General features: G+C 68.7%; 14 protein-coding genes. 12 read left to right on the plus strand and 2 right to left on the minus strand.

From position 1 onward, the window contains the following. Positions 1 to 88: 88 nt before the first annotated feature. Positions 89 to 3886, minus strand: coding sequence for a GH92 family glycosyl hydrolase (locus OG202_RS37010; RefSeq protein WP_328224206.1), 3798 nt, complete (start codon positions 3884 to 3886; stop codon positions 89 to 91). A gap of 472 nt (positions 3887 to 4358) precedes the next feature. Here OG202_RS37010 and ngcE point away from each other — a divergent pair, with 472 nt between their 5' ends. From ngcE to OG202_RS37055, 9 genes are all read left to right on the plus strand, one after another. Next, the gene (gene ngcE, locus OG202_RS37015; protein ID WP_328224207.1) at positions 4359 to 5831 is read left to right on the plus strand and encodes an N-acetylglucosamine/diacetylchitobiose ABC transporter substrate-binding protein; all 1473 of its coding nucleotides are present in this window, start codon (positions 4359 to 4361) and stop codon (positions 5829 to 5831) included. A 137-nt stretch (positions 5832 to 5968) separates the two neighbouring features. Further along, complete coding sequence (locus OG202_RS37020) at positions 5969 to 6898, plus strand: carbohydrate ABC transporter permease (RefSeq protein WP_326575856.1); 930 nt, start codon at positions 5969 to 5971, stop codon at positions 6896 to 6898. Between the two features lie 19 nt (positions 6899 to 6917). Then, on the plus strand, positions 6918 to 7850 hold the full coding sequence (locus OG202_RS37025) for a carbohydrate ABC transporter permease (RefSeq protein ID WP_326575854.1): 933 nt from the start codon (positions 6918 to 6920) through the stop codon (positions 7848 to 7850). 202 nt (positions 7851 to 8052) lie between these two features. Beyond that, complete coding sequence (locus tag OG202_RS37030) at positions 8053 to 9252, plus strand: ROK family transcriptional regulator (protein WP_326575852.1); 1200 nt, start codon at positions 8053 to 8055, stop codon at positions 9250 to 9252. A 136-nt stretch (positions 9253 to 9388) separates the two neighbouring features. Beyond that, entirely contained in the window at positions 9389 to 10477 is a 1089-nt protein-coding gene (locus tag OG202_RS37035) for a sugar ABC transporter substrate-binding protein (RefSeq protein WP_326575850.1), read from the plus strand. A 313-nt stretch (positions 10478 to 10790) separates the two neighbouring features. Further along, positions 10791 to 11582 carry an ATP-binding cassette domain-containing protein gene (locus OG202_RS37040; protein WP_326575848.1) on the plus strand — a complete coding sequence of 264 codons (792 nt, stop codon included), beginning with the start codon at positions 10791 to 10793 and terminating at the stop codon, positions 11580 to 11582. After that, positions 11579 to 12919, plus strand: coding sequence for a sugar ABC transporter permease (locus tag OG202_RS37045; protein WP_326575846.1), 1341 nt, complete (start codon positions 11579 to 11581; stop codon positions 12917 to 12919). Before OG202_RS37040 ends, OG202_RS37045 begins: the two co-directional genes overlap by 4 nt. 311 nt (positions 12920 to 13230) lie before the next feature. Next, entirely contained in the window at positions 13231 to 15150 is a 1920-nt protein-coding gene (gene dxs / locus OG202_RS37050) for a 1-deoxy-D-xylulose-5-phosphate synthase (RefSeq protein ID WP_326575844.1), read from the plus strand. Positions 15151 to 15330: 180 nt separating this feature from the next. Further along, the gene (locus OG202_RS37055; protein ID WP_326575842.1) at positions 15331 to 16854 is read left to right on the plus strand and encodes an amino acid permease; all 1524 of its coding nucleotides are present in this window, start codon (positions 15331 to 15333) and stop codon (positions 16852 to 16854) included. 147 nt (positions 16855 to 17001) lie between these two features. Here the strand turns inward: OG202_RS37055 and OG202_RS37060 are convergent, their stop codons facing one another. Beyond that, complete coding sequence (locus OG202_RS37060) at positions 17002 to 17376, minus strand: NTP pyrophosphohydrolase (RefSeq protein WP_326575840.1); 375 nt, start codon at positions 17374 to 17376, stop codon at positions 17002 to 17004. 158 nt (positions 17377 to 17534) lie between these two features. On the opposite strand from OG202_RS37060, the gene OG202_RS37065 reads away from it, so the two are divergent. The 3 genes from OG202_RS37065 to OG202_RS37075 all read left to right on the plus strand — a co-directional run bounded on the left by OG202_RS37065 (position 17535) and on the right by OG202_RS37075 (position 19597). Further along, positions 17535 to 18653 (plus strand): hypothetical protein, encoded by a 1119-nt coding sequence (locus tag OG202_RS37065; RefSeq protein WP_328224208.1) that lies wholly within the window; start codon positions 17535 to 17537, stop codon positions 18651 to 18653. Between the two features lie 222 nt (positions 18654 to 18875). Next, positions 18876 to 19433, plus strand: coding sequence for a hyaluronoglucosaminidase (locus OG202_RS37070; protein ID WP_327727398.1), 558 nt, complete (start codon positions 18876 to 18878; stop codon positions 19431 to 19433). Positions 19434 to 19444: 11 nt separating this feature from the next. After that, the gene (locus OG202_RS37075) at positions 19445 to 19597 is read left to right on the plus strand and encodes a hypothetical protein (RefSeq protein ID WP_327727397.1); all 153 of its coding nucleotides are present in this window, start codon (positions 19445 to 19447) and stop codon (positions 19595 to 19597) included. Positions 19598 to 19625: the final 28 nt, after the last annotated feature.

Below are 19625 nucleotides of genomic sequence, written 5' to 3' on the forward strand. Positions count from 1 at the left end.
CCGTCGACGCGGGCGGCACCCCGCGCCTCGTATCCGGGCCCCGGCGGTCACGACCGCCGGGGCCTGGATACGGGCCCGCGTCCTGGCGTCAGGACAGCAGCTCCACCTCCGCGAGCGTCGCCGTGCCGTCGAGGACCAGCCGGTAGTGGTCGTACGCCTTCGGGACGCGGATCGAGAAGGCCCGGGTCTGGCGGTCCCAGGCGAAGGACTCGCCGGAGCGTTCGTCGAGGGTCTTCCAGGTGGTGCCGTCGGCGGAGGCCTGGAGGGTCCACGCGGTCGGGGCCGCGGTGCGGTCGGCCGAGGTCAGCGTGTACTGAACCGCCTTGGTCCGGGCGGGAGTCGGCAGCGGAGCCGTCTCCACGGACGCCTTCGTCGACGACGTGTCGTCGAAGAGTTCGCCGTCACCCTCGATGGCGTCCGAGCGAGGTGCGGGCACCTTGTCGTTCTTCGTGATCGACACCGGGGCCGCGCTCTCGCCGGTGCCCCAGCGGGACGGCTTCGGGCCCATGGCGAACGTCAGCACGCCGCCCTTGGCAATGAGGGAGTGCGGCAGTGAAGTCGACGTCCAGGTCCTGCCGTTGACCTTCAGGCCCTGCACGTACACGTTGCGCGCGCTGTTCCCGGGGGCCTCGACGACCAGATCCCTGCCGTTCTCCAGGTGGACGGTGGCCCTGGTGAACAGCGGGGAGCCGACGGCGTATTCGCCGCTGCCCATCACCAGCGGGTAGAAGCCGAGCGCGGAGAAGAGGTACCAGGCGGACTGCTCGCCGTTGTCCTCGTCGCCGTGGTAGCCCTGCCCGATGCCGCTGCCGACGTAGAGGCGGGCGAGGACCTCGCGGACCTTCTCCTGGGCCTTCCAGGGCTGTCCGGCGGCGTCGTACAGGTAGATCGCGTGGTGGGCGACCTGGTTGGAGTGGCCGTACATGCCCATGCGTACGTCACGGGCCTCGGTCATCTCGTGGATGACTCCGCCGTAGGAGCCGACGAAGGCGGGGGAGGCCGTCTCCGGGGTGGAGAAGTAGGTGTCCAGCTTCCGCGCCAGTCCGCCGCGGCCGCCGTACAGGTTGGCCAGGCCCTTGCTGTCCTGCGGTGCGGTGAAGGCGTAGCCCCAGCCGTTGGTCTCGGTGTAGTCGTGGCCCCAGACGCGCGGGTCGTACGTCGAGGAGTCCAGCCGCCAGGCCCCGTTGCCGTCGCGGCCCTGGAAGAACCCGGCCTGCTTGTCGAACAACTTCACATAGTCCTGGGCCCTGTTGAGGAAGTAGGCGGCCTCCTCCTCGTAGCGCTTCTCGCCCGTCCTGCGGTACAGGGCCTGGCCCATTCGGGCGATGCCGTAGTCGTTGAGGTAGCCCTCCAGCGCCCAGGACAGGCCTTCGTGGGTGTCGGTGCTGGTGTAGCCGAGGAACGGCGAGGTGGCCATGCCCTTGCGGCCGACACCCGCCGACGGAGGCACGACGGTGGCGTTCTTCAGGGCCGCCTCGTACGCCGACTTCGCGTCGAAGCCGACTCCCTTCACATACGCGTCCGCGAACGCCACGTCCGACGAGGTTCCGGTCATCAGGTCCGCGTACCCGGGGGAGGACCAGCGGGAGGTCCAGCCGCCGTCCTTGTACTGCTGCACGAAACCGTCGACCATCCCCCCTGCCTGACGAGGCGTCAGAAGCGAGTACGCGGGCCAGGTGGTCCGATAGGTGTCCCAGAAGCCGTTGTTGACGTACACCTTGCCGTCGACGATCTTCGCGCCCGTGTGCGTCGGGGTGTCCGGGCCGGTCATGGGGGAGAAGGGCGAGGCGTACCGGTAGGTCGATCCGACCTTCTCGAAGCCGGAGTTGGGGTACAGGTACAGCCGGTAGAGGTTGGAGTACAGCGTCGTGAGCTGGTCGGGGGAGGCCCCTTCGACCTCCACCTTCCCCAGGACGCGGTCCCACTGGGCCCGCGCCCGGTCCTTCACCGTCTCGAAGTCCGTGCCCTCCGGGATCTCCTGGCGCAGGTTGTCCTTCGCCTGGTCGAGGCTGATGAGGGAGGTGGCCAGCCGGAGCGTCACCGCGCGGTCCGTGCCCGCGTCGAAGCGGAGGTGGCCCTTCACACCCGTCGAGCCGCCGTCCGTGACCGGAGCGTCGAAGACCCCGTACACGAAGAGGCGGGTCGCGCCCGTCGACAGGCCGGACTTCACATCGGAGAAGCCCGTCACCACCCCGGCGTCCTTGTCCAGGGTCAGCCCGGCCTGGTCCGTCACATTGTCGAAGAGGACGCTCGTGTCGTCGCCGGGGTAGGTGAAGCGCAGCACCGCCGCGTGGTCCGTGGGCGCCATCTCGGCCCTGACGCCGTTCTCGAAGCGCACCCCGTAGTAGTACGGCCGTGCCGTCTCGTTCTCGTGCCGGAAGGCCAACGCCCGTGCAGTACGGCTCAGTTCGGGCGTACCGGCGGCGGCCGACGGCATCACCTGGAAGGTCTGCCGGTCGCCCATCCACGGGCTCGGCTCATGGCTCGCGCTGAACGCCTGGATGGTCGGCAGGTTGTCGGCGTTGTTGGCCCGCGCGTAGTCGTACAGCCAACTCAGCGAGCCCGCGTTGGTCACCGGCGTCCAGAAGTTGAAGCCATGGGGCACCGCCGTCGCCGGGAAATTGTTGCCGCGGGAGAAACCGCCGCTGGAATGGGTTCCCCTGGTGGTCACCGCGTAGTCGGAGAGATGGGCTTTCGGCCGCTCGGGCGCGCGTACGCGCAGCGTCACGTCGTCGAGCCAGCCGCGGAACCTCGCCGGGCCCTTCGGGGAGTCGTATGCCACCACGATCCGGTCCACGGTCCGCCCGGCCGCGACCGAGCCGATCCGCGAGACCACGTCGTTCCACTGGTTGACGTACAGCACCTTCGCCGCGCCCTGTCCGCGCGGCGACAGCGGGAATCCGTGGCTGTCCACCGCCCGCAGGTCGCTGAGCGAGGTGCCGTCGGTGAAGACCAGGTCGACCGCGACGTTCGTCGCGTCGTAGTCGAGATCGCCGTCCGCCATCGACGGGAAGATCCGGTAGGTCAGCTCGGTGTCCCGCTCGACGGCCACGTTCACGTCGAAGATCTTGTTGTACGAGTACGCCCGGCCGTCCGCCGTGTGTCTGCCCGCGTACCGCAGGGCCCGCTTGCCGGTGAAGCCCGCGCCGGCCTTCGCGGTCGCGGAGCCGCTCGGGCCCCGGTCGACCAGCGACAGCATCTCCTTCGGCGCGGGCGCCTGTCCGCCGCCCGTCGAGAACTGCACGTCGGCGAGCTGGGTGATCATGGAGGCGCCGTTGTTCCTGGTGATGTCGAGCCGGAAGTGCCGGTACTCGGCCACCGCGTCGCCGGGAAGGTCGTACGACTTCGTCTGGAACCGCTCCCCGAAACTTTCGCCGGTACGGCTGTCGAGGGTCCTCCACTCCTTGCCGTCGGTGGAGCCCTGGAGGGTCCAGTCCCTCGGGTCGCGGGTCTCGAAGTCGTTCGCCGAGGTCAGCGCGTAGGTCACCACCTTGGCCGGCCGGTCGAGGTCGAACTCCGCCCATCCGGTGGGCTGGAAGGTGAGCCACTTGGTCCCGGACTCGCCGTCGACGAGGTTCTCCTTCACCTCCCCGCCGCCGGTGTTCTCGCCGCTGGCCCGGACGTCGGTGACGTGGTCGGTGATGCCGCCCGGGATACCGGTGGTGTAGCCGCCGTCGACCCCGGAGGTCCGGGGGGACCCGTCCGCTGCCGTGTCGACCGTGCTGAGCCAGTCCGGGGCCGGATCGTCCGGTTCGAACGAGGAGCTGAACTGCCGCTGACCGGCCGCCGGTCGGTCGGGTAACGCGACGGCCGCGCCCTGCGAGGCCACCACCAGAGCGAACGCGGCGGCGCCGAGCGCCGCCGTGGAACCCCGTCTGTGCCGCATCGGTGAGCACCCTCCCTACGTCCAGCAGACTGTTCTCGATCAAGGAATGATCAGAAAAGGACAACGTTGTCGACCGGGTGACGCAGGGACCAGTAGTGGTTCAAGTGACGGGTGATGTCAAGGGTGTTGAGTGCGCCATCCGGATCGAATGGCGGGGATTTTCCGGTCAGGTGGCGCAAGGGCGCTCATATTTCCGAGAGGTCTCAACTCGGAAAAGACCGATGGCGAACCTTGCATTCGATCTTGCCCCCCTGGCGGGAAGTGGACTATACCTGTCGGCGTCCGCATAGTGGTCGCACAGCTGCGGGCAGGCACTACCTGGGGGGAATTACCGGTGGTCGCGGACGTGTCCGCGCGCCGACCGCCGTGTTGCCCCTGTTGAATCCTCACGCACGACCCCAGCTTGAACCGACCGCGGTGCCGGGAGGATCCGGTTCACCGCCTGAGTCCTGGAGAAGGCGAGGACTTGAGCATGGGATCCACTACCGCTGAGAACGACAACGGCCCCGAGGGGGTCGGCACCACCGACCCCGAAGGCGTCGGCCGCCGCGACCTGATCAAGCGTTCCGCCGCGCTCGGCCTGATCACCGTCCCGACGATGAGCTTCCTGTCCGCGTGTGCCAGCGGGGGCGGAGGCGACGACACCTCCAAGGAAAGCCAGGGCGAGACCTCCGAGTCGAACCCCTTCGGCGTCAAGAAGGGCAGCAAGCTCGACGTCGTCATCTTCAAGGGCGGCTACGGCGACGCCTACGCCAAGGCCTGGGAGGCCGCCTTCCAGAAGAAGTGGGGGGTCACCTCCACCCACACCGGCACCCAGGAGATCACCGGCAAGCTGCAGCCGCGCTTCAACGCGGGCAACCCGCCGGACATCGTCGACGACTCCGGCGCCCAGCAGATCCCGATCGACGTCCTGTACAAGAACGACCAGCTCCTCGACCTCGCCGAGGTCCTGGACGCCCCCTCGATCGACGACCCGAGCAAGAAGGTCCGGGACACGCTGATCGCCGGCACGCTCGACGCGGGCATGCAGGAGAACAAGGTCGTCGCCCTGAACTACATCTACACGGTGTGGGGCCTGTGGTACTCCGGCAAGCTCTTCAAGGAGAACGGCTGGGAGGAGCCCAAGACCTGGGCCGACTTCCTCACCATCTGCAAGGAGGCCAAGGCCAAGGGCATCGGCGGCCTCGCCCACCAGGGCAAGTACCCGTACTACATCAACGTCGCCATCATGGACCTGATCGCCAAGACGGGCGGGCTGGAGGCCATGAAGGCGATCGACAACCTCGACCCGAAGGCGTTCGTCGGCTCCGACGCCGCGAAGGCCGGGGTCGAGGCGATCTACGAGGTCGTCGAGAAGGGCTATCTGATGCCCGGGACGAACGGCCTGACCCACACCGAGTCCCAGGCCCGCTGGAACCAGTACAAGGCCGTGTTCATCACCTCGGGATCCTGGCTGGAGAACGAGCAGCTGAAGCAGACGCCGGACGACTTCGACATGACGTTCATGCCGATGCCCGTGCTGCCGGACAGCGTGATGCCCTTCGAGGCGATCCGGGCCGGCTCCGGGGAGCCGTTCATCATCCCGGCCAAGGCGAAGAACCTGCCGGCCGCCAAGGAGTTCATGCGGATGATGCTCTCCAAGGAGTGGTCGACGCTGTTCGCCAAGGAGGCGAACTCCCTGACGATCGTGAAGGACGGCGTCGACACCGGGGTCTCGCTGCGGCCGGGTACGCAGTCGACGGTGGAAGTCTCCAAGGCCGCCGGTGGCGACACGTTCCGCTACCTGTACACCGAGTGGTACAGCGAGATGGACACGGCCATCCAGAACGCCTCGAACGAACTGATGGCGAAGCGGATTCAGCCGGCCGAGTGGTTGAAGCGGGCGCAGGCCGCGGTGGACAAGCAGGCGAAGGACCCGGATTCCAAGAAGAACCGTCGGGATTAGCGGGGCGTTGGAGCGCCGTGGGAGCTGCGCACTGTGGTGAGCTGCGGGTTCGTCGTGGTTTGTCGCGCAGTTCCCCGCGCCCCTGAAAGACAGGGGTGCGCCTTTCGTCTCATGGAATCCGAGGCAGGGAAACGCCAATGCGTAAAGGGCAGAACCGGTTCGTCGCGGGGTTTCTCCTCGTCCCCGTGGCGCTTTATCTGATCTTCGTGATCTGGCCGTACATCCAGACGTTCGGCTATTCGCTGACGGACTGGAAGGGGCAGTCGCAGACGTTCTCCTTCATCGGCCTGGACAACTACACGGCGTTGTTCCAGGACGACATCTTCCTCCAGGCGATCTGGCACAACATCCTGTTCCTGGTGTTCATCCCGGTGATCACCATCCTGCTCGCCCTGTTCTTCGCGTTCATGCTGAACGCGGGCGGGCGCGGCCGGGCCGGCGGGGTCTCGGGGGTCGCCGGGTCGGGCTTCTACAAGATCGTGTACTTCTTCCCGCAGGTGCTGTCGCTGGCGATCCTCGCGGTGCTGTTCGGGGCCGTGTACCGCAGTGACAGCGGAGGCATGCTCAACGGCCTGCTGCTGAAACTGGGACTGGTCGACGAGAGCAGCCCCGTCGAGTGGCTGAACGAGCCGAACTTCGTGCTCTGGGGTCTCATCCTGGTCGTCGTCTGGCACGGCGTCGGCTTCTACCTGGTGCTGTTCTCCGCCGCCATGCAGGCCATCCCGAGGGACATCTACGAGGCCGCGCTGATCGACGGCGCCGGCCGCGCCCACACCTTCTTCCGCATCACCCTGCCGCTGCTGTGGGACTCCGTGCAGACCGCCTGGGTCTATCTCGGCATCGCGGCGATGGACATGTTCATCCTGGTCTCGACCATGACCGCGGGCGAGTACGGGGGCGGCCCCGACCACCACAGCGAGGTCATGGCGACCGTGATGATGCGGAACTTCCTGCTGTACGGCAGGAGTGGCTACGCCTGTGCGATGGGCGTCGTGATGCTGCTCCTCACCCTGATCGTGTCGGTGGTCATGCTGCGCGCCACCCGTCGCGAGCGCGTCGAGTTCTGAGCGGGAGAGACGACAGAAGATGAGTGCACCCCTCAAGACCGCCTCGCGCGGCGACTCGGTCCCCACCGGCCCGACCGTGGGCAGGCGGGGGACCGACCCCGGCGACGAGCGCGGCGAAGGCGTCGTCCTGAACGTCTTCTCGCACGGCTTCCTCGCCCTGTGGGCGCTGCTGATCGTGCTGCCGCTGCTGTGGCTGGTGCTCAGCTCCTTCAAGACCGACGCCCAGATCGGCGGCTCGGCCTTCGGCTGGCCCGAGAACTGGTCCTTCGACGTCTTCTCCCGTGCATGGGACAAGGGCATCGGCGACTACTTCGTCAACACGGTCATCGTGTTGATCTTCTCCGTGCCGCTGACCATGCTGTTCGGCTCGATGGCCGCGTACGTCCTGGCCCGCTACCCGTTCCGGGGCAACCGGCTGCTGTACTACTTCTTCGTCGCCGGCGCGATGTTCCCCGTGTTCCTGGCCCTGGTGCCGCTGTTCTTCATGGTCAAACGGCTGGACATGCTGAACACCTACCAGGGCCTGATCCTGGTGTACGTCGCCTACTCGCTGCCGTTCACCGTGTTCTTCATGCACGCGTTCTTCCGGACGCTGCCCACCGCGGTCTTCGAGGCGGCCATCCTCGACGGGGCCTCGCACACCCGGACCTTCTTCCAGGTCATGCTGCCGATGGCCAAGCCCGGGCTGATCAGCGTGGGGATCTTCAACACTCTGGGTCAGTGGAACCAGTTCATCCTGCCCACGGTCCTCATGCAGCCGCAGAGCGGCGACGATCCCGAGCGGTACGTCCTCACCCAGGGCCTCATCCAGCTCCAGCAGCAGCAGGGCTACGCCTCCGACCTGCCCGTCCTCTTCGCCGGTGTCACCATCGCCATGATCCCCATGCTCGTGGTCTATCTCTCCTTCCAGCGCCAGGTCCAGGCGGGCCTCACCTCGGCGACCCTCAAGTAGCCCGTTCCGGGACCTCAAGTAGCCGCAGAGTGACATTTAGTGGTCATTCGGCGGTCCCAGTTTCCCTCAAGGACTTGACTGCGGTAACCCGTTCAGCGGAGCTTGGAGTTCACAACTTGTAAGTGACCCGGGTTTCGCGGCTGTGACCTGGGTCACGGGCGGCGTGCGGGCCGCCCGTCCTGGGACGGGAGTGGATGAGTCGATGGAGACTCCGGGATCGCAGTCGTCGCTGCACCGAGCAAATCTCGAGCGCGTCGTGCGGGCGGTGCGTCTCGCCGGGTCGCTCACGCAGGCGGAGATCGCCAGGACGACCGGCCTGTCCGCGGCCACGGTTTCCAACATCGTGCGTGAGCTGAAGGACGGGGGAACCGTCGAGGTCACGCCCACGTCGGCGGGTGGTCGGCGGGCGCGCGCGGTCTCGCTCAGCGGGGACGCCGGGATCGTGATCGGCGTGGACTTCGGGCACACCCATTTGCGCGTCGCGATAGGGAACCTCGCCCATCAGGTGCTCGCCGAGGAGGCCGAGCCGCTGGATGTGGACGCCTCCTCGACCCAGGGCTTCGACCGGGCGGAGCAGCTGGTCACCCGTTTGATCGAGGCCACCGGTGTGGATCGTACGAAGATCGCGGGCGTGGGTCTCGGTGTGCCCGGCCCGATCGACGTGGAGTCCGGGACGCTCGGCTCCACGGCCATCCTGCCCGGCTGGACCGGCACCAAGCCCGCCGCCGAGATGCGTGACCGCCTCGGCGTCGCCGTGCACGTGGACAACGACGCCAACCTCGGAGCCCTCGGCGAACTGGTCTGGGGCAGCGGCCGCGGGGTGCGGGACCTGGCCTACATCAAGGTGTCCAGTGGTGTCGGTGCCGGACTGGTGATCGATGGCAAGATCTACAGAGGCCCGGGTGGCACAGCGGGAGAAATCGGGCATATTACTCTTGATGAATCCGGCCCGGTCTGCCGTTGCGGCAACCGCGGCTGCCTGGAGACCTTCGCCGCCGCGCGCTATGTGCTGCCGCTCCTCCAGTCCAGCCACGGCACCGACCTGACCATGGAAGGGGTCGTACGGTTGGCGAGGGACGGGGATCCGGGCTGTCGTCGGGTGATCGCCGATGTCGGCCGACACATCGGAAGTGGAGTGGCCAATCTCTGCAACTTGTTGAACCCGAGCCGCGTGGTTCTCGGTGGCGATCTCGCCGAGGCCGGAGAGCTGGTTCTCGGGCCCATAAGGGAGTCGGTCGGCCGGTACGCGATCCCGAGTGCCGCACGTCAACTCTCAGTGTTGCCAGGGGCACTTGGCGGCCGTGCCGAGGTCCTCGGGGCCCTGGCCCTGGCCCTCAGCGAGATGGGTGATTCGACCCTTTTGGACGGGACCCTGACCGCGGCAACTCCTGTCTTCACTTAGAGAACGAAACACGCCGTTGCCAACCCGTTAAGGATTTACTTCTTGACGTCGCACGTGTGGCCGAGTTGACTTCCAGCCACCTCGGCCGCAGTGCTGCGGCCCGTGTCAGGGAGGCACAACCCAAATGAACGCAACGATGCGTAGAGTCGTGATCGGCGCCACCGCGGTTTCGCTGGCGCTCTCCGTGGCCGCCTGTGGGAAGGCCGGCGACGACGACTCGGACAGCGGAAGCGACAGCGGTTCGGGCAACAAGTCGATCGGTCTGCTCCTGCCCGACAACGTCACCGCGCGCTACGAGAAGTTCGACCGGCCGTACTTCGAGGACAAGGTCAAGGAGCTGTGCTCCGACTGCACGGTCGACTACGCGAACGCCGCCGCCGACCCGACCAAGCAGGCCCAGCAGATGAGCACCATGGTGACCAAGGGCGTGAAGGTCATCGTGGTCTCCGCCCAGGACTCCGCCGCCATCAAGTCCTCCATCCAGTCCGCGGTGGACAAGGGCGTCAAGGTCGTCGCCTACGACCGTCTCGCCCAGGGCCCGGTCTCGGCCTACGTCTCCTTCGACAACGTCAAGGTCGGTGAGCTCCAGGGCCAGGCCCTCCTCGACGCGCTCGGCGACAAGGCGACCGCCAAGTCCAAGGTCGTCATGATCAACGGCGACGACGCCGACCCGAACGCCGGCCAGTTCAAGGAGGGCGCGCACAAGGCCCTCGACGGCAAGGTCGACATCGCCTACGAGCAGTCCGGCCTGTGGAAGGACACCGTCGCCGCCCAGAAGATGTCCGCGGCGATCACCCAGCTGGGCGCCAAGAACATCGCGGGCGTCTACGCCGCCAACGACGGCATGGCCGGCGGCATCGCCAACACCCTCAAGGGTGCGAAGATCAGCGGCATCCCCCTGACGGGTCAGGACGCCGAGCTCGCGGCCATCCAGCGGCTCGTCGCCGGCACGCAGTCCTCCACGGTCTACAAGGCCTACAAGCCCGAGGCCGACACCGCCGCCGAGCTCGCGGTCAACCTGCTGGAGGGCAAGGACATCAAGTCCCTGGCCGACACCGAGGTGACCAGCGGATCCGGCGACAAGGTCCCGGCGAAGCTGCTGACCCCGGTCTCCGTCACCAAGGAGAACATCAACGACACGGTGGTCAAGGACGGCCTGTACACGGTCGCCGACATCTGCACCCCCGAGTACGCCAAGGCCTGCGAGTCCGCCGGTCTGAAGTAACCACTTCGGCCCGCTGAGCCTGTCCGGCGCCCGCCCCACCTCATACCCCGCTTCCGGGGCGGGCGCCGGACGGAACCGCTGCCCGGGCGCTCCGCTGGGAGTGCCGCGATGGGGCCGTCGGTTGTCGGTCGACTGCCGCACCGTCGTGGCTTGTCGCGCAGTTCCCCGCGCCCCCTCGGGGCGCTGCCGGGCGCTGCGGATCTTCGTATGTTCACCTTGTAAGCCTTGTGTGACGGCCCCTCATCGACGGGGTCCGCACATCCTCCGCGCCTATTCAAAGCGCGGCATCCCCGCCGGTCAGGCGGCGAAGGAGATGGTTCACGTGTCCGCTACGCCCGTGCTGGCGTTGCGCGGAGTCTCCAAGCGATTCGGTGCGGTGCAGGCACTCACCGACGTCGAGCTGGAGGTCCACGCCGGAGAAGTGGTCGCCCTGGTGGGCGACAACGGCGCAGGTAAGTCCACCCTGGTCAAGACGATCGCGGGTGTCCACCCCATCGATGAGGGCGTCATCGAGTGGCAGGGTGACCCGGTCAGGATCAACAAGCCGCACGACGCCCAGGGACTCGGCGTCGCGACGGTCTACCAGGACCTCGCGCTCTGCGACAACCTCGATGTCGTGGGCAACCTCTACCTCGGGCGCGAGCTGCTGCACCGGGGCGTCATCGACGAGGTGTCGATGGAGAAGAACTCGCGCGAACTGCTGTCCACGCTCTCGATCCGGATCCCGAGCGTCCGCATCCCGATCGCGAGCCTCTCCGGCGGTCAGCGTCAGGTCGTCGCCATCGCCCGCGCCCTCATCGGCGACCCCAAGCTCGTCATCCTGGACGAGCCCACCGCCGCCCTCGGTGTCGAACAGACCGCGCAGGTCCTCGACCTGGTCGAGCGGCTACGCGAGCGCAACCTCGCCGTCATCCTCATCAGCCACAACATGGCCGATGTCAAGGCGGTCGCGGACACCGTCGCGGTCCTGCGCCTGGGCAAGAACAACGGTTCCTTCTCCGTGAAGGACACCAGCCACGAAGAGATCATCGCCGCGATCACGGGTGCCACGGACAACGCCGTGACCCGTCGCGCGGGGCGGCGCACCACGGAGGCGGCAAAGTGAGTGACACGTCCAAGACCGTGAAGAGCGATTCCGCCAAGACCGGCAAGGGGGTCGCGGAGGGCCAGACCACGGTCGCTCCCGCCGACGACCCCACGGCCGCGCCGGTCACCGTCGTCGACCCGCGTCTGCTGGTCCGCGAAGAGGGCCTCAAGGGCTACCTCACCGAGTTCAAGCGCAAGGTGAAGGGCGGCGAGCTGGGCTCGCTGCCGGTCGTCATCGGCCTGATCGTCATCTGGACGATCTTCCAGCTGCAGAACGACCGCTTCCTGAGCGCCGACAACCTCTCCAACATCAGCTACTTCCTCTCGGCCACCGGCATGCTCGCCATCGGCCTGGTGTTCGTACTGCTGCTCGGCGAGATCGATCTGTCCGTGGGCTCGGTCAGTGGTCTGGCCTCCACCCTGTTCGCCGTGTTCGCGGTGAACCACGGCATGAACGCCTGGTTGTCGCTGGTCCTGGCGGTGCTCACCGGCCTCGCCATCGGCGCGCTGCACGGCTGGTTCTTCGCCAAGATCGGCGTACCCGCGTTCGTCGTCACCCTGGCCGGCTTCCTCGGCTGGAACGGCCTGATGCTGTGGCTGCTGGGTGACAGCGGCACGATCAACATCCCGTCCGACACGGGTCCGGTCCACCTGCTCGGCCAGAGCTCCTTCTTCATGGACCAGGCCATCATCGGCGCGTACATCCTGGCCGGCCTCGCCGTGGGGCTCTCGCTCGTCGGCAACTTCAGCGAGCAGCGCCGTCGTCGGTCCGCGGGTGTGCCGTTCCGGCCGACCAGCGAGATCCTGCTGCGCGTCGGCGCGCTCGCCCTCGCGTCCTTCGCCGCCGCCGCGGTGCTCAACGACGCGTCCGGTGTCTCCAACGCGCTGGTGATCTTCCTCGGGGCGCTGGTGATCGTGGACTTCGTGCTGCGTCGTACGACCTACGGCCGCAAGGTCTTCGCGGTCGGCGGCGGCATCGAGGCGGCCCGCCGTGCCGGTATCAACGTGCCGGTGATCCGGATCACCGTGTTCGCCATCTCCGGTGGCTTCGCGGCGGTCGGCGGCATGTTCTTCGCCGGCCAGACCGCGAGTGCGACGCTGTCCGCCGGTGGCGGCAACACCCTGATGCTCGCCATCGCCGCCGCCGTCATCGGTGGCACCAGCCTCTTCGGTGGGCGGGGGTCGGTGTGGTCGGCGCTGCTGGGCATGCTCGTGATCCAGTCGATCCAGACCGGTCTCGACCTGCTGAACATGAACACGTCGATCCAGTACATGATCACGGGTGCGGTGCTGCTGGGCGCGGTCGTCATCGACTCCGTCAGCCGCAGGAGCCAGAAGGCGGCGGGTCGCGCGTAGCGGACTCGCGGAGGGGGCCGTTGGGGGGCCGTCCGCCGCCGGCCACGGGTTGTCCGTGGCTGGTCGCGCGGGTCCCCGCGCCCCTGACGGGGCGCCAGGCGCCCCTCGTGGAACACGTGCCCGGCACCATTCCTGGTGCCGGGCACTTCTCGTTGTTGTCGGACGTTTCGTACGGGTACGTCTGCGCAGGATGGTTTACGGCCGTTTGCGTGACGTAGGAGTCGACCGCCCGGCGGTTGGCCGGGTGCGCGGAAGATTAGACTTCGACGAGCCCGGTAACGCTCGAACAGCACTATCGCAAGGAGGCACGGGTGCCGCTGCTGACCCGCATCAGGGGACCGCGCGATCTGGACCGGCTCAGCCTGGAGGAGTTGGACCAGCTGGCGGAGGAGATCCGGACCTTCCTCGTCGAGGCGGTGTCGAAGACCGGCGGTCACCTCGGCCCGAACCTCGGCGTGGTCGAGCTCACCCTCGCCCTGCATCGTGTCTTCGACTCGCCCAAGGACAAGGTGCTGTGGGACACGGGCCACCAGTCCTACGTCCACAAGCTGCTCACCGGCCGTCAGGACTTCTCCCGACTGAAGATGAAGGGCGGCCTCTCCGGCTACCCCTCGCAGGCCGAGTCCGAGCACGACGTCATCGAGAACAGCCACGCCTCCACGGTGCTGGGCTGGGCCGACGGGCTGGCGAAGGCCAACCAGGTGCTGAAACGCGACGACCACGTGGTCGCGGTCATCGGCGACGGCGCGCTCACCGGCGGCATGGCCTGGGAGGCGCTCAACAACATCGCCGACGCCAAGGACCGGCCGCTGGTCATCGTCGTCAACGACAACGAGCGCTCGTACGCGCCGACCATCGGCGGGCTCGCCAACCACCTGGCCACCCTGCGCACCACCGACGGCTACGAGCGGTTCCTGGCCCGCGGCAAGGACCTGCTGGAGCGCACCCCGGTCGTCGGCAGGCCGCTCTACGAGACGCTGCACGGCGCGAAGAAGGGGCTGAAGGACTTCATCGCCCCGCAGGGCATGTTCGAGGACCTGGGCCTGAAGTACGTCGGTCCGATCGACGGGCACGACATCGAGGCCCTGGAGTCCGCGCTGTCCCGCGCCAAGCGCTTCGGCGGGCCGGTCATCGTGCACTGCCTCACCGAGAAGGGCCGCGGCTACCAGCCCGCCCTCCAGGACGAGGCGGACCGGTTCCACGCCGTCGGCAAGATCCACCCGGACACGGGTCTGCCGATCGCCTCGTCCGGCGCCGACTGGACCTCGGTCTTCGGCGAGGAGATGGTGAAGCTCGGCAAGGAGCGCGAGGACATCGTCGCCATCACGGCGGCCATGCTCCAGCCGGTCGGGCTCGACAGGTTCGCCAAGGCCTTCCCCGACCGCGTGTACGACGTCGGCATCGCCGAGCAGCACGCCGCCGTGTCGGCGGCGGGCCTCGCCACGGGCGGTGTGCACCCGGTCTTCGCGGTCTACGCCACGTTCCTCAACCGTGCCTTCGACCAGGTCCTGATGGATGTCGCCCTCCACAAGTGCGGTGTGACGTTCGTACTGGACCGGGCCGGCGTCACCGGCACCGACGGCGCCTCGCACAACGGCATGTGGGACATGTCGATCCTCCAGGTCGTGCCGGGGCTGCGGCTCGCCGCGCCGCGTGACGCCGACCAGGTCCGCGCCCAGCTGCGCGAGGCCGTCGAGGTGACGGACGCGCCGACCGTGGTGCGCTTCTCCAAGGGCGCCGTCGGCCCCGCCGTACCGGCCCTGCGCCGCGTCGGCGGCATGGACGTGCTGCGCGAGCCGGGCACCGACACCCCGGACGTGCTCCTCGTCTCGGTCGGCGCCCTCGCGCCGATGTGCCTGGAGATCGCCGGACTGCTCGACCAGCAGGGCATCACCACGACCGTCGTCGACCCTCGCTGGGTCAAGCCGGTCGACGAGCACATGGCGCCGCTCGCCGACAAGCACCGCGTGGTGGTCACCGTCGAGGACAACTCCCGCGTCGGCGGCGTCGGCTCGGCCGTCGCCCAGGCGCTGCGCGACGCCGGAGTGGACATCCCGCTGCGCGACTTCGGCATCCCGCCGCGCTTCCTCGACCACGCCTCCCGTGCCGAGGTCATGGCGGAGATCGGGCTCACCGCGCCCGACATCGCCCGCCAGGTCACCGGGCTGGTCTCCAAGCTCGACGGCCGGTACGGCGATGCCGCCGCAGAGGTGGAACCCGCGCGCGACTGACCTGTCCGGCCGGGCTGTTCGGGCCGGTTTCACCATCCTTTACGGTGGTGAGACCGGCCCATTCGCGTGAAACCGCCCGCGCCGGGGCAAACGCTCCCCAGTCTCGGCTTCGCTCGACCGGGGGACCCCCATCGCCCCCTCTCGATCATGTCGAGGACGACCAGCGTGGGAGGTACGCCCGTGAGCAGCACACTCTTCCGAACGAAGAAGGTCGAGCAGTCCATCCTCGATACCGAGGAACCAGAGCACGCGCTCAAGAAATCCTTGTCCGCGCTCGATCTGACGGTCTTCGGCGTCGGTGTCATCATCGGCACCGGCATCTTCGTCCTCACCGGCACGGTGGCCAAGAACAACGCCGGTCCCGCCGTGGCCCTCGCCTTCGTCGTGGCCGGCGTCGTCTGCGCGCTCGCCGCCCTCTGCTACGCGGAGTTCGCGTCCACGGTCCCGGTCGCCGGATCCGCGTACACCTTCTCGTACGCCTCCCTGGGAGAACTGCCCGCCTGGATCATCGGCTGGGACCTGGTCCTGGAGTTCGCGCTGGGGACGGCGGTGGTCGCCGTCGGCTGGTCCGGCTATATCCATTCGCTGCTGGCCAACGCGGGCTGGGAGCTGCCGGCGGCGCTCGGCACGAGAGACGGGGCCGACAGCTTCGGGTTCGACATCCTCGCCGCCGCGCTCGTCCTGGTGCTCACCGCCATCCTCGTGGTCGGCACGAAGCTCTCCGCGCGGGTCACCTCCCTCGTCGTCGCCATCAAGGTGACGGTCGTCCTCACCGTGATCATCGCGGGTGCCTTCTTCGTCAAGGGCGACAACTACGATCCGTTCGTCCCCAAGGCACAGGCGGTGGAGGCGGGTGAAAGCCTCCAGTCGCCGCTGATCCAGCTGATGTTCGGCTGGGCGCCGTCCAACTTCGGCGTGATGGGCATCTTCACGGCCGCCTCCGTCGTCTTCTTCGCGTTCATCGGCTTCGACGTCGTTGCGACGGCCGCCGAGGAGACGAGGCATCCGCAGCGGGACATGCCCCGGGGCATCATCGGCTCCCTCGTCATCTGCACCACGCTGTATGTGGCGGTGTCGATCGTCGTCACCGGCATGCAGCACTACACCGATCTGTCGGTGACCGCCCCGCTCGCCGACGCCTTCAAGGCCACCGGGCATCCGTGGTTCGCGGGCTTCATCAGCTTCGGCGCCGCCGTCGGCCTGACCACCGTGTGCATGATCCTGCTGCTCGGTCAGACCCGGGTGTTCTTCGCGATGAGCCGCGACGGGCTGATGCCGCGGTTCTTCTCCCGCGTCCACCCCCGGTTCAAGACCCCGCACCGGCCGACCATCCTGCTCGGTGTGGTCATCGCGATCCTCGCGGGCTTCACCCCGCTGAGCGAGCTGGCCGAGCTGGTGAACATCGGCACGCTGTTCGCCTTCGTGGTCGTCGCGATCGGCGTCATCATCCTCCGCAGGTCCCGCCCCGACCTGCACCGGGCGTTCCGCACCCCCTGGGTGCCGTTCATCCCGATTCTCTCGGTGTGCGCCTCGCTGTGGCTGATGCTCAACCTGCCCACCGAGACCTGGCTCCGCTTCGCCGGCTGGATGCTCCTCGGCTTCGTCGTCTACTTCGTCTACGGCCGCTCGCACAGCCGACTCGGACGCCAGGAGCAGGCCGCCGTGGGTGACGCCACCAAGCCGCCGGGCCACGACGCCCCGTAGCCCGCCTCCGGCAAGCGGCTGGACTCTCCGGCCCCGTACGCCCGCCTCCGGTGGGACCGCGGGGCCGGACCGCGTGCCGCACGGGAGTGGCACGCCCCCGACGGCCCGACGCCCCCGACGCCCCCGACGGCCCGGCGGACGAACCGTTCAGGACTCCCCGCGCACAGCCCGCGGACCGGTCACCTCGGCACCCAACTCGCCCACCCTGCGCCGTAGTTCGCGGTCGGCGGTGACGACGAGGCAGGGGCGGTCGCGGGCCTCCTCGGCGACCAGTTCCACGATGCGGTCGTCGCCACTGCGGGGAGCCGCTTCGACCCGTACACCGGGCACCGGCTCCACGCCCCGGGCGGCGCCCTCGACGACCATCACGAGTTCCACGGGCTCGTCCCGGCCGGGGACCCCGTCCCGGGCGAGCCGGTCGCGCAGGCGCTCCGCCGCGCCCCGCCGGTCGCGCCACCAGCCGTCGGGGACGGAACCGATGACGTTGGCCGCGTCGACGATCACGAGCAGGGGGTCGTCCATGGGGACAGGGTCGCACGCCAGATGGCCACGCCCTTCAGGTGGAACGTTGATTCTATGATGGGGGCCGCCCGGCCTTCCGCGTTCCCGTGCGAGAGGGCGGCCGGGGAGCCGCGCCGAGCGTCTTCGAGCCGAGCGTCTTCGAAAGGGCAGGTCACGTCATGCGGTCCAGATCCGGGCGCGCCGCTGCCCAGGCGGCGGCCGACACCTCGGCGAACGGCGGGGGCGGACGGCACAAGGCCGAGGCCACCCTGGCCGGTTCCTGGCTCGTCCTCGGCAAGGACGGCAGGCTCACCGCGTACGCCCGCGCGCGGACGGGGCTGCTGCGCTGGACGCAGACCCTGCCGGGCGGCCCCGAGTGGACCGGTCCCGACCTCTTCCCCGTGGCCGGTCTGACCGACCTCCACGTCGTACAGGGCGCGGACACCTACGTGCACTTCCTCGGCCGCCGCGAGATTCCGAAGGCCGACGGTCCGTCCGCCGTGGACGTCGTGCACGCCATCCAGTACCAGACCGGCCGACCGGTCACCGAATGGCGTTCGCTGGGCAATCCGCACAAGGACGCGGCGAAGGCGGCGCGCTTCGGGATACCGACCGGGGGCGTGAGCGCCAACGGCAACGTCCATGTCTTCGCGCGCAACGCGGGCGGCGGCGTCATGCTGCGCCGTGAGCTGGCGGGCGGCAAGTGGAGCCCGTGGACCGACCTCAAGGGCAGCCTGGTGCAGGACCCGGTGACCGTGGTCGCGTACGCCTCCGGGCGGGTCGAGGCGGTGGTCGGCGGCCAGGACCTCGTCATGCGCTGGACGCAGGAGAAGCCCGACGGGAACTTCAGCCGGACGCCCACGATCCCGCTCGCGGTGGTCCGCGGCAGCGTGGTGGGACTGGAGACCGGGCCCGACCGGGCCACGTACTACTGGACCGACCCGGCGACCGGCGGCGTCGTCGCCCACCGCCCGGGCGGCGGGGTGATCCCGCTGGGCGGGGCACCGGCCGAGGACCCGGTGGCCGTGCTGCGGGTGCCGCTCGACGGATACGACTGCACGGTGCTGGCCCATCGCGACACCGAGGGGCAGGTCGTGCTGGCCGCGTGCGGTACGGAGAACGAGCAGGCCGGGGTGTGGTGGTCGGGCACCGGTGAACGTTGCGTCGGCGCGCCCGCGTTGGCGCGGGACGCGTACGGGCGGGTGGTGCTCGGGGCGATCGGTGGGGACGGTGCGCTGCGGATCGCTCGGCAGAACGACGAGGACGGGTTGGCGTTGGCGCCGTCGGTTGGTGTCTGACGACGCCCAGGAGTCCGTCGCGTCCGGCGGGATGGCGCGTGCGGGTCGCACGTGGCCGCTCGCGCGGCTCCCTCGTCCGAACCCGCCGCCGGCCGAAGCCGTTTCACGGTCGTGGACGGTGACGCGGGGATGTACGCCGAGTCCGACCGTGCCCTGCTGACGGGGAGCCTCACGCTCAAGTCCCGCAGTGCCGAAGGAGGTTGAGCGCCCGAACTCCGCTGTGTGGATCCCCTGAAGCGTGATCACACGATCAACCACAAGGCCACGTCCGGGAAGAAGACCGTGGCGCTGAACGTCACGTCGGACAACACGGAGACCTCGGCCATGTACCTGACCGGCGTGGAGACCGAGCACGGCACGCCGAAGATCGCCCACGTGGGGTACGCCGACGGCTCGGACCCCGGTTCGTCGGCCCTGTCGATCGACCTCATGACGGCGGGAACGGCCGCGCAGGGCATCTTCGTCACCGCGACCGACGCCCCGACCAAGGGGGCCCTGCTGGTCCTGCGGAGCAACCCCGGCCCGGACGACTTCGTCGTCAAGGGCAACGGTACGGCCGGCGTGGGCATGGGCCGAGGGAACAACCCGCAGTCGCAGCTCCATGTGATCCAGCGGACCGGCTCGGCCTCGGCCGTCCTCGCCGAGGGCGCGGTACGGCTCGCGAACGTCGCCGCGGAGCCGAGCGGGGCACCCGCCGCAGTGGGCGGCGGCTCCCTCTACGCCCAGGAAGGCAAGCTGTACTGGAAGCCCGTGGGTGGCAAGCCCACCCTGCTGGCGTAGCGAGGACGAACGTGCAACTGACCCCCGACCAACTCATCCCAGAGTTCCACGACGCCGTCATGGAGCTGTACTTCGCCCGCAAGCGCATCGCGCTGCCGGAGGCGGAGAACGCCGAACTGAAGGCGCGGCTCGCCGCGGCCGAAGGGGACGCGGCGGACGCATGAGAAGAGGGCCCCCGCCGAAGCGGGGGCC

The organism is Streptomyces sp. NBC_00310, assembly GCF_036208085.1.
Lineage (GTDB): Bacteria > Actinomycetota > Actinomycetes > Streptomycetales > Streptomycetaceae > Streptomyces.

What these genes read in the sequence shown, in the direction of transcription:
- OG202_RS37010 (WP_328224206.1), bottom strand. Translation starts at nt 3,886, where the DNA reads ATGCGGCACAGACGGGGTTCCACGGCGGCGCTCGGCGCCGCCGCGTTC.
- ngcE (WP_328224207.1), top strand. Translation starts at nt 4,359, where the DNA reads ATGGGATCCACTACCGCTGAGAACGACAACGGCCCCGAGGGGGTCGGC.
- OG202_RS37020 (WP_326575856.1), top strand. Translation starts at nt 5,969, where the DNA reads ATGCGTAAAGGGCAGAACCGGTTCGTCGCGGGGTTTCTCCTCGTCCCC.
- OG202_RS37025 (WP_326575854.1), top strand. Translation starts at nt 6,918, where the DNA reads ATGAGTGCACCCCTCAAGACCGCCTCGCGCGGCGACTCGGTCCCCACC.
- OG202_RS37030 (WP_326575852.1), top strand. Translation starts at nt 8,053, where the DNA reads ATGGAGACTCCGGGATCGCAGTCGTCGCTGCACCGAGCAAATCTCGAG.
- OG202_RS37035 (WP_326575850.1), top strand. Translation starts at nt 9,389, where the DNA reads ATGCGTAGAGTCGTGATCGGCGCCACCGCGGTTTCGCTGGCGCTCTCC.
- OG202_RS37040 (WP_326575848.1), top strand. Translation starts at nt 10,791, where the DNA reads ATGGTTCACGTGTCCGCTACGCCCGTGCTGGCGTTGCGCGGAGTCTCC.
- OG202_RS37060 (WP_326575840.1), bottom strand. Translation starts at nt 17,376, where the DNA reads ATGGACGACCCCCTGCTCGTGATCGTCGACGCGGCCAACGTCATCGGT.
- OG202_RS37065 (WP_328224208.1), top strand. Translation starts at nt 17,535, where the DNA reads ATGCGGTCCAGATCCGGGCGCGCCGCTGCCCAGGCGGCGGCCGACACC.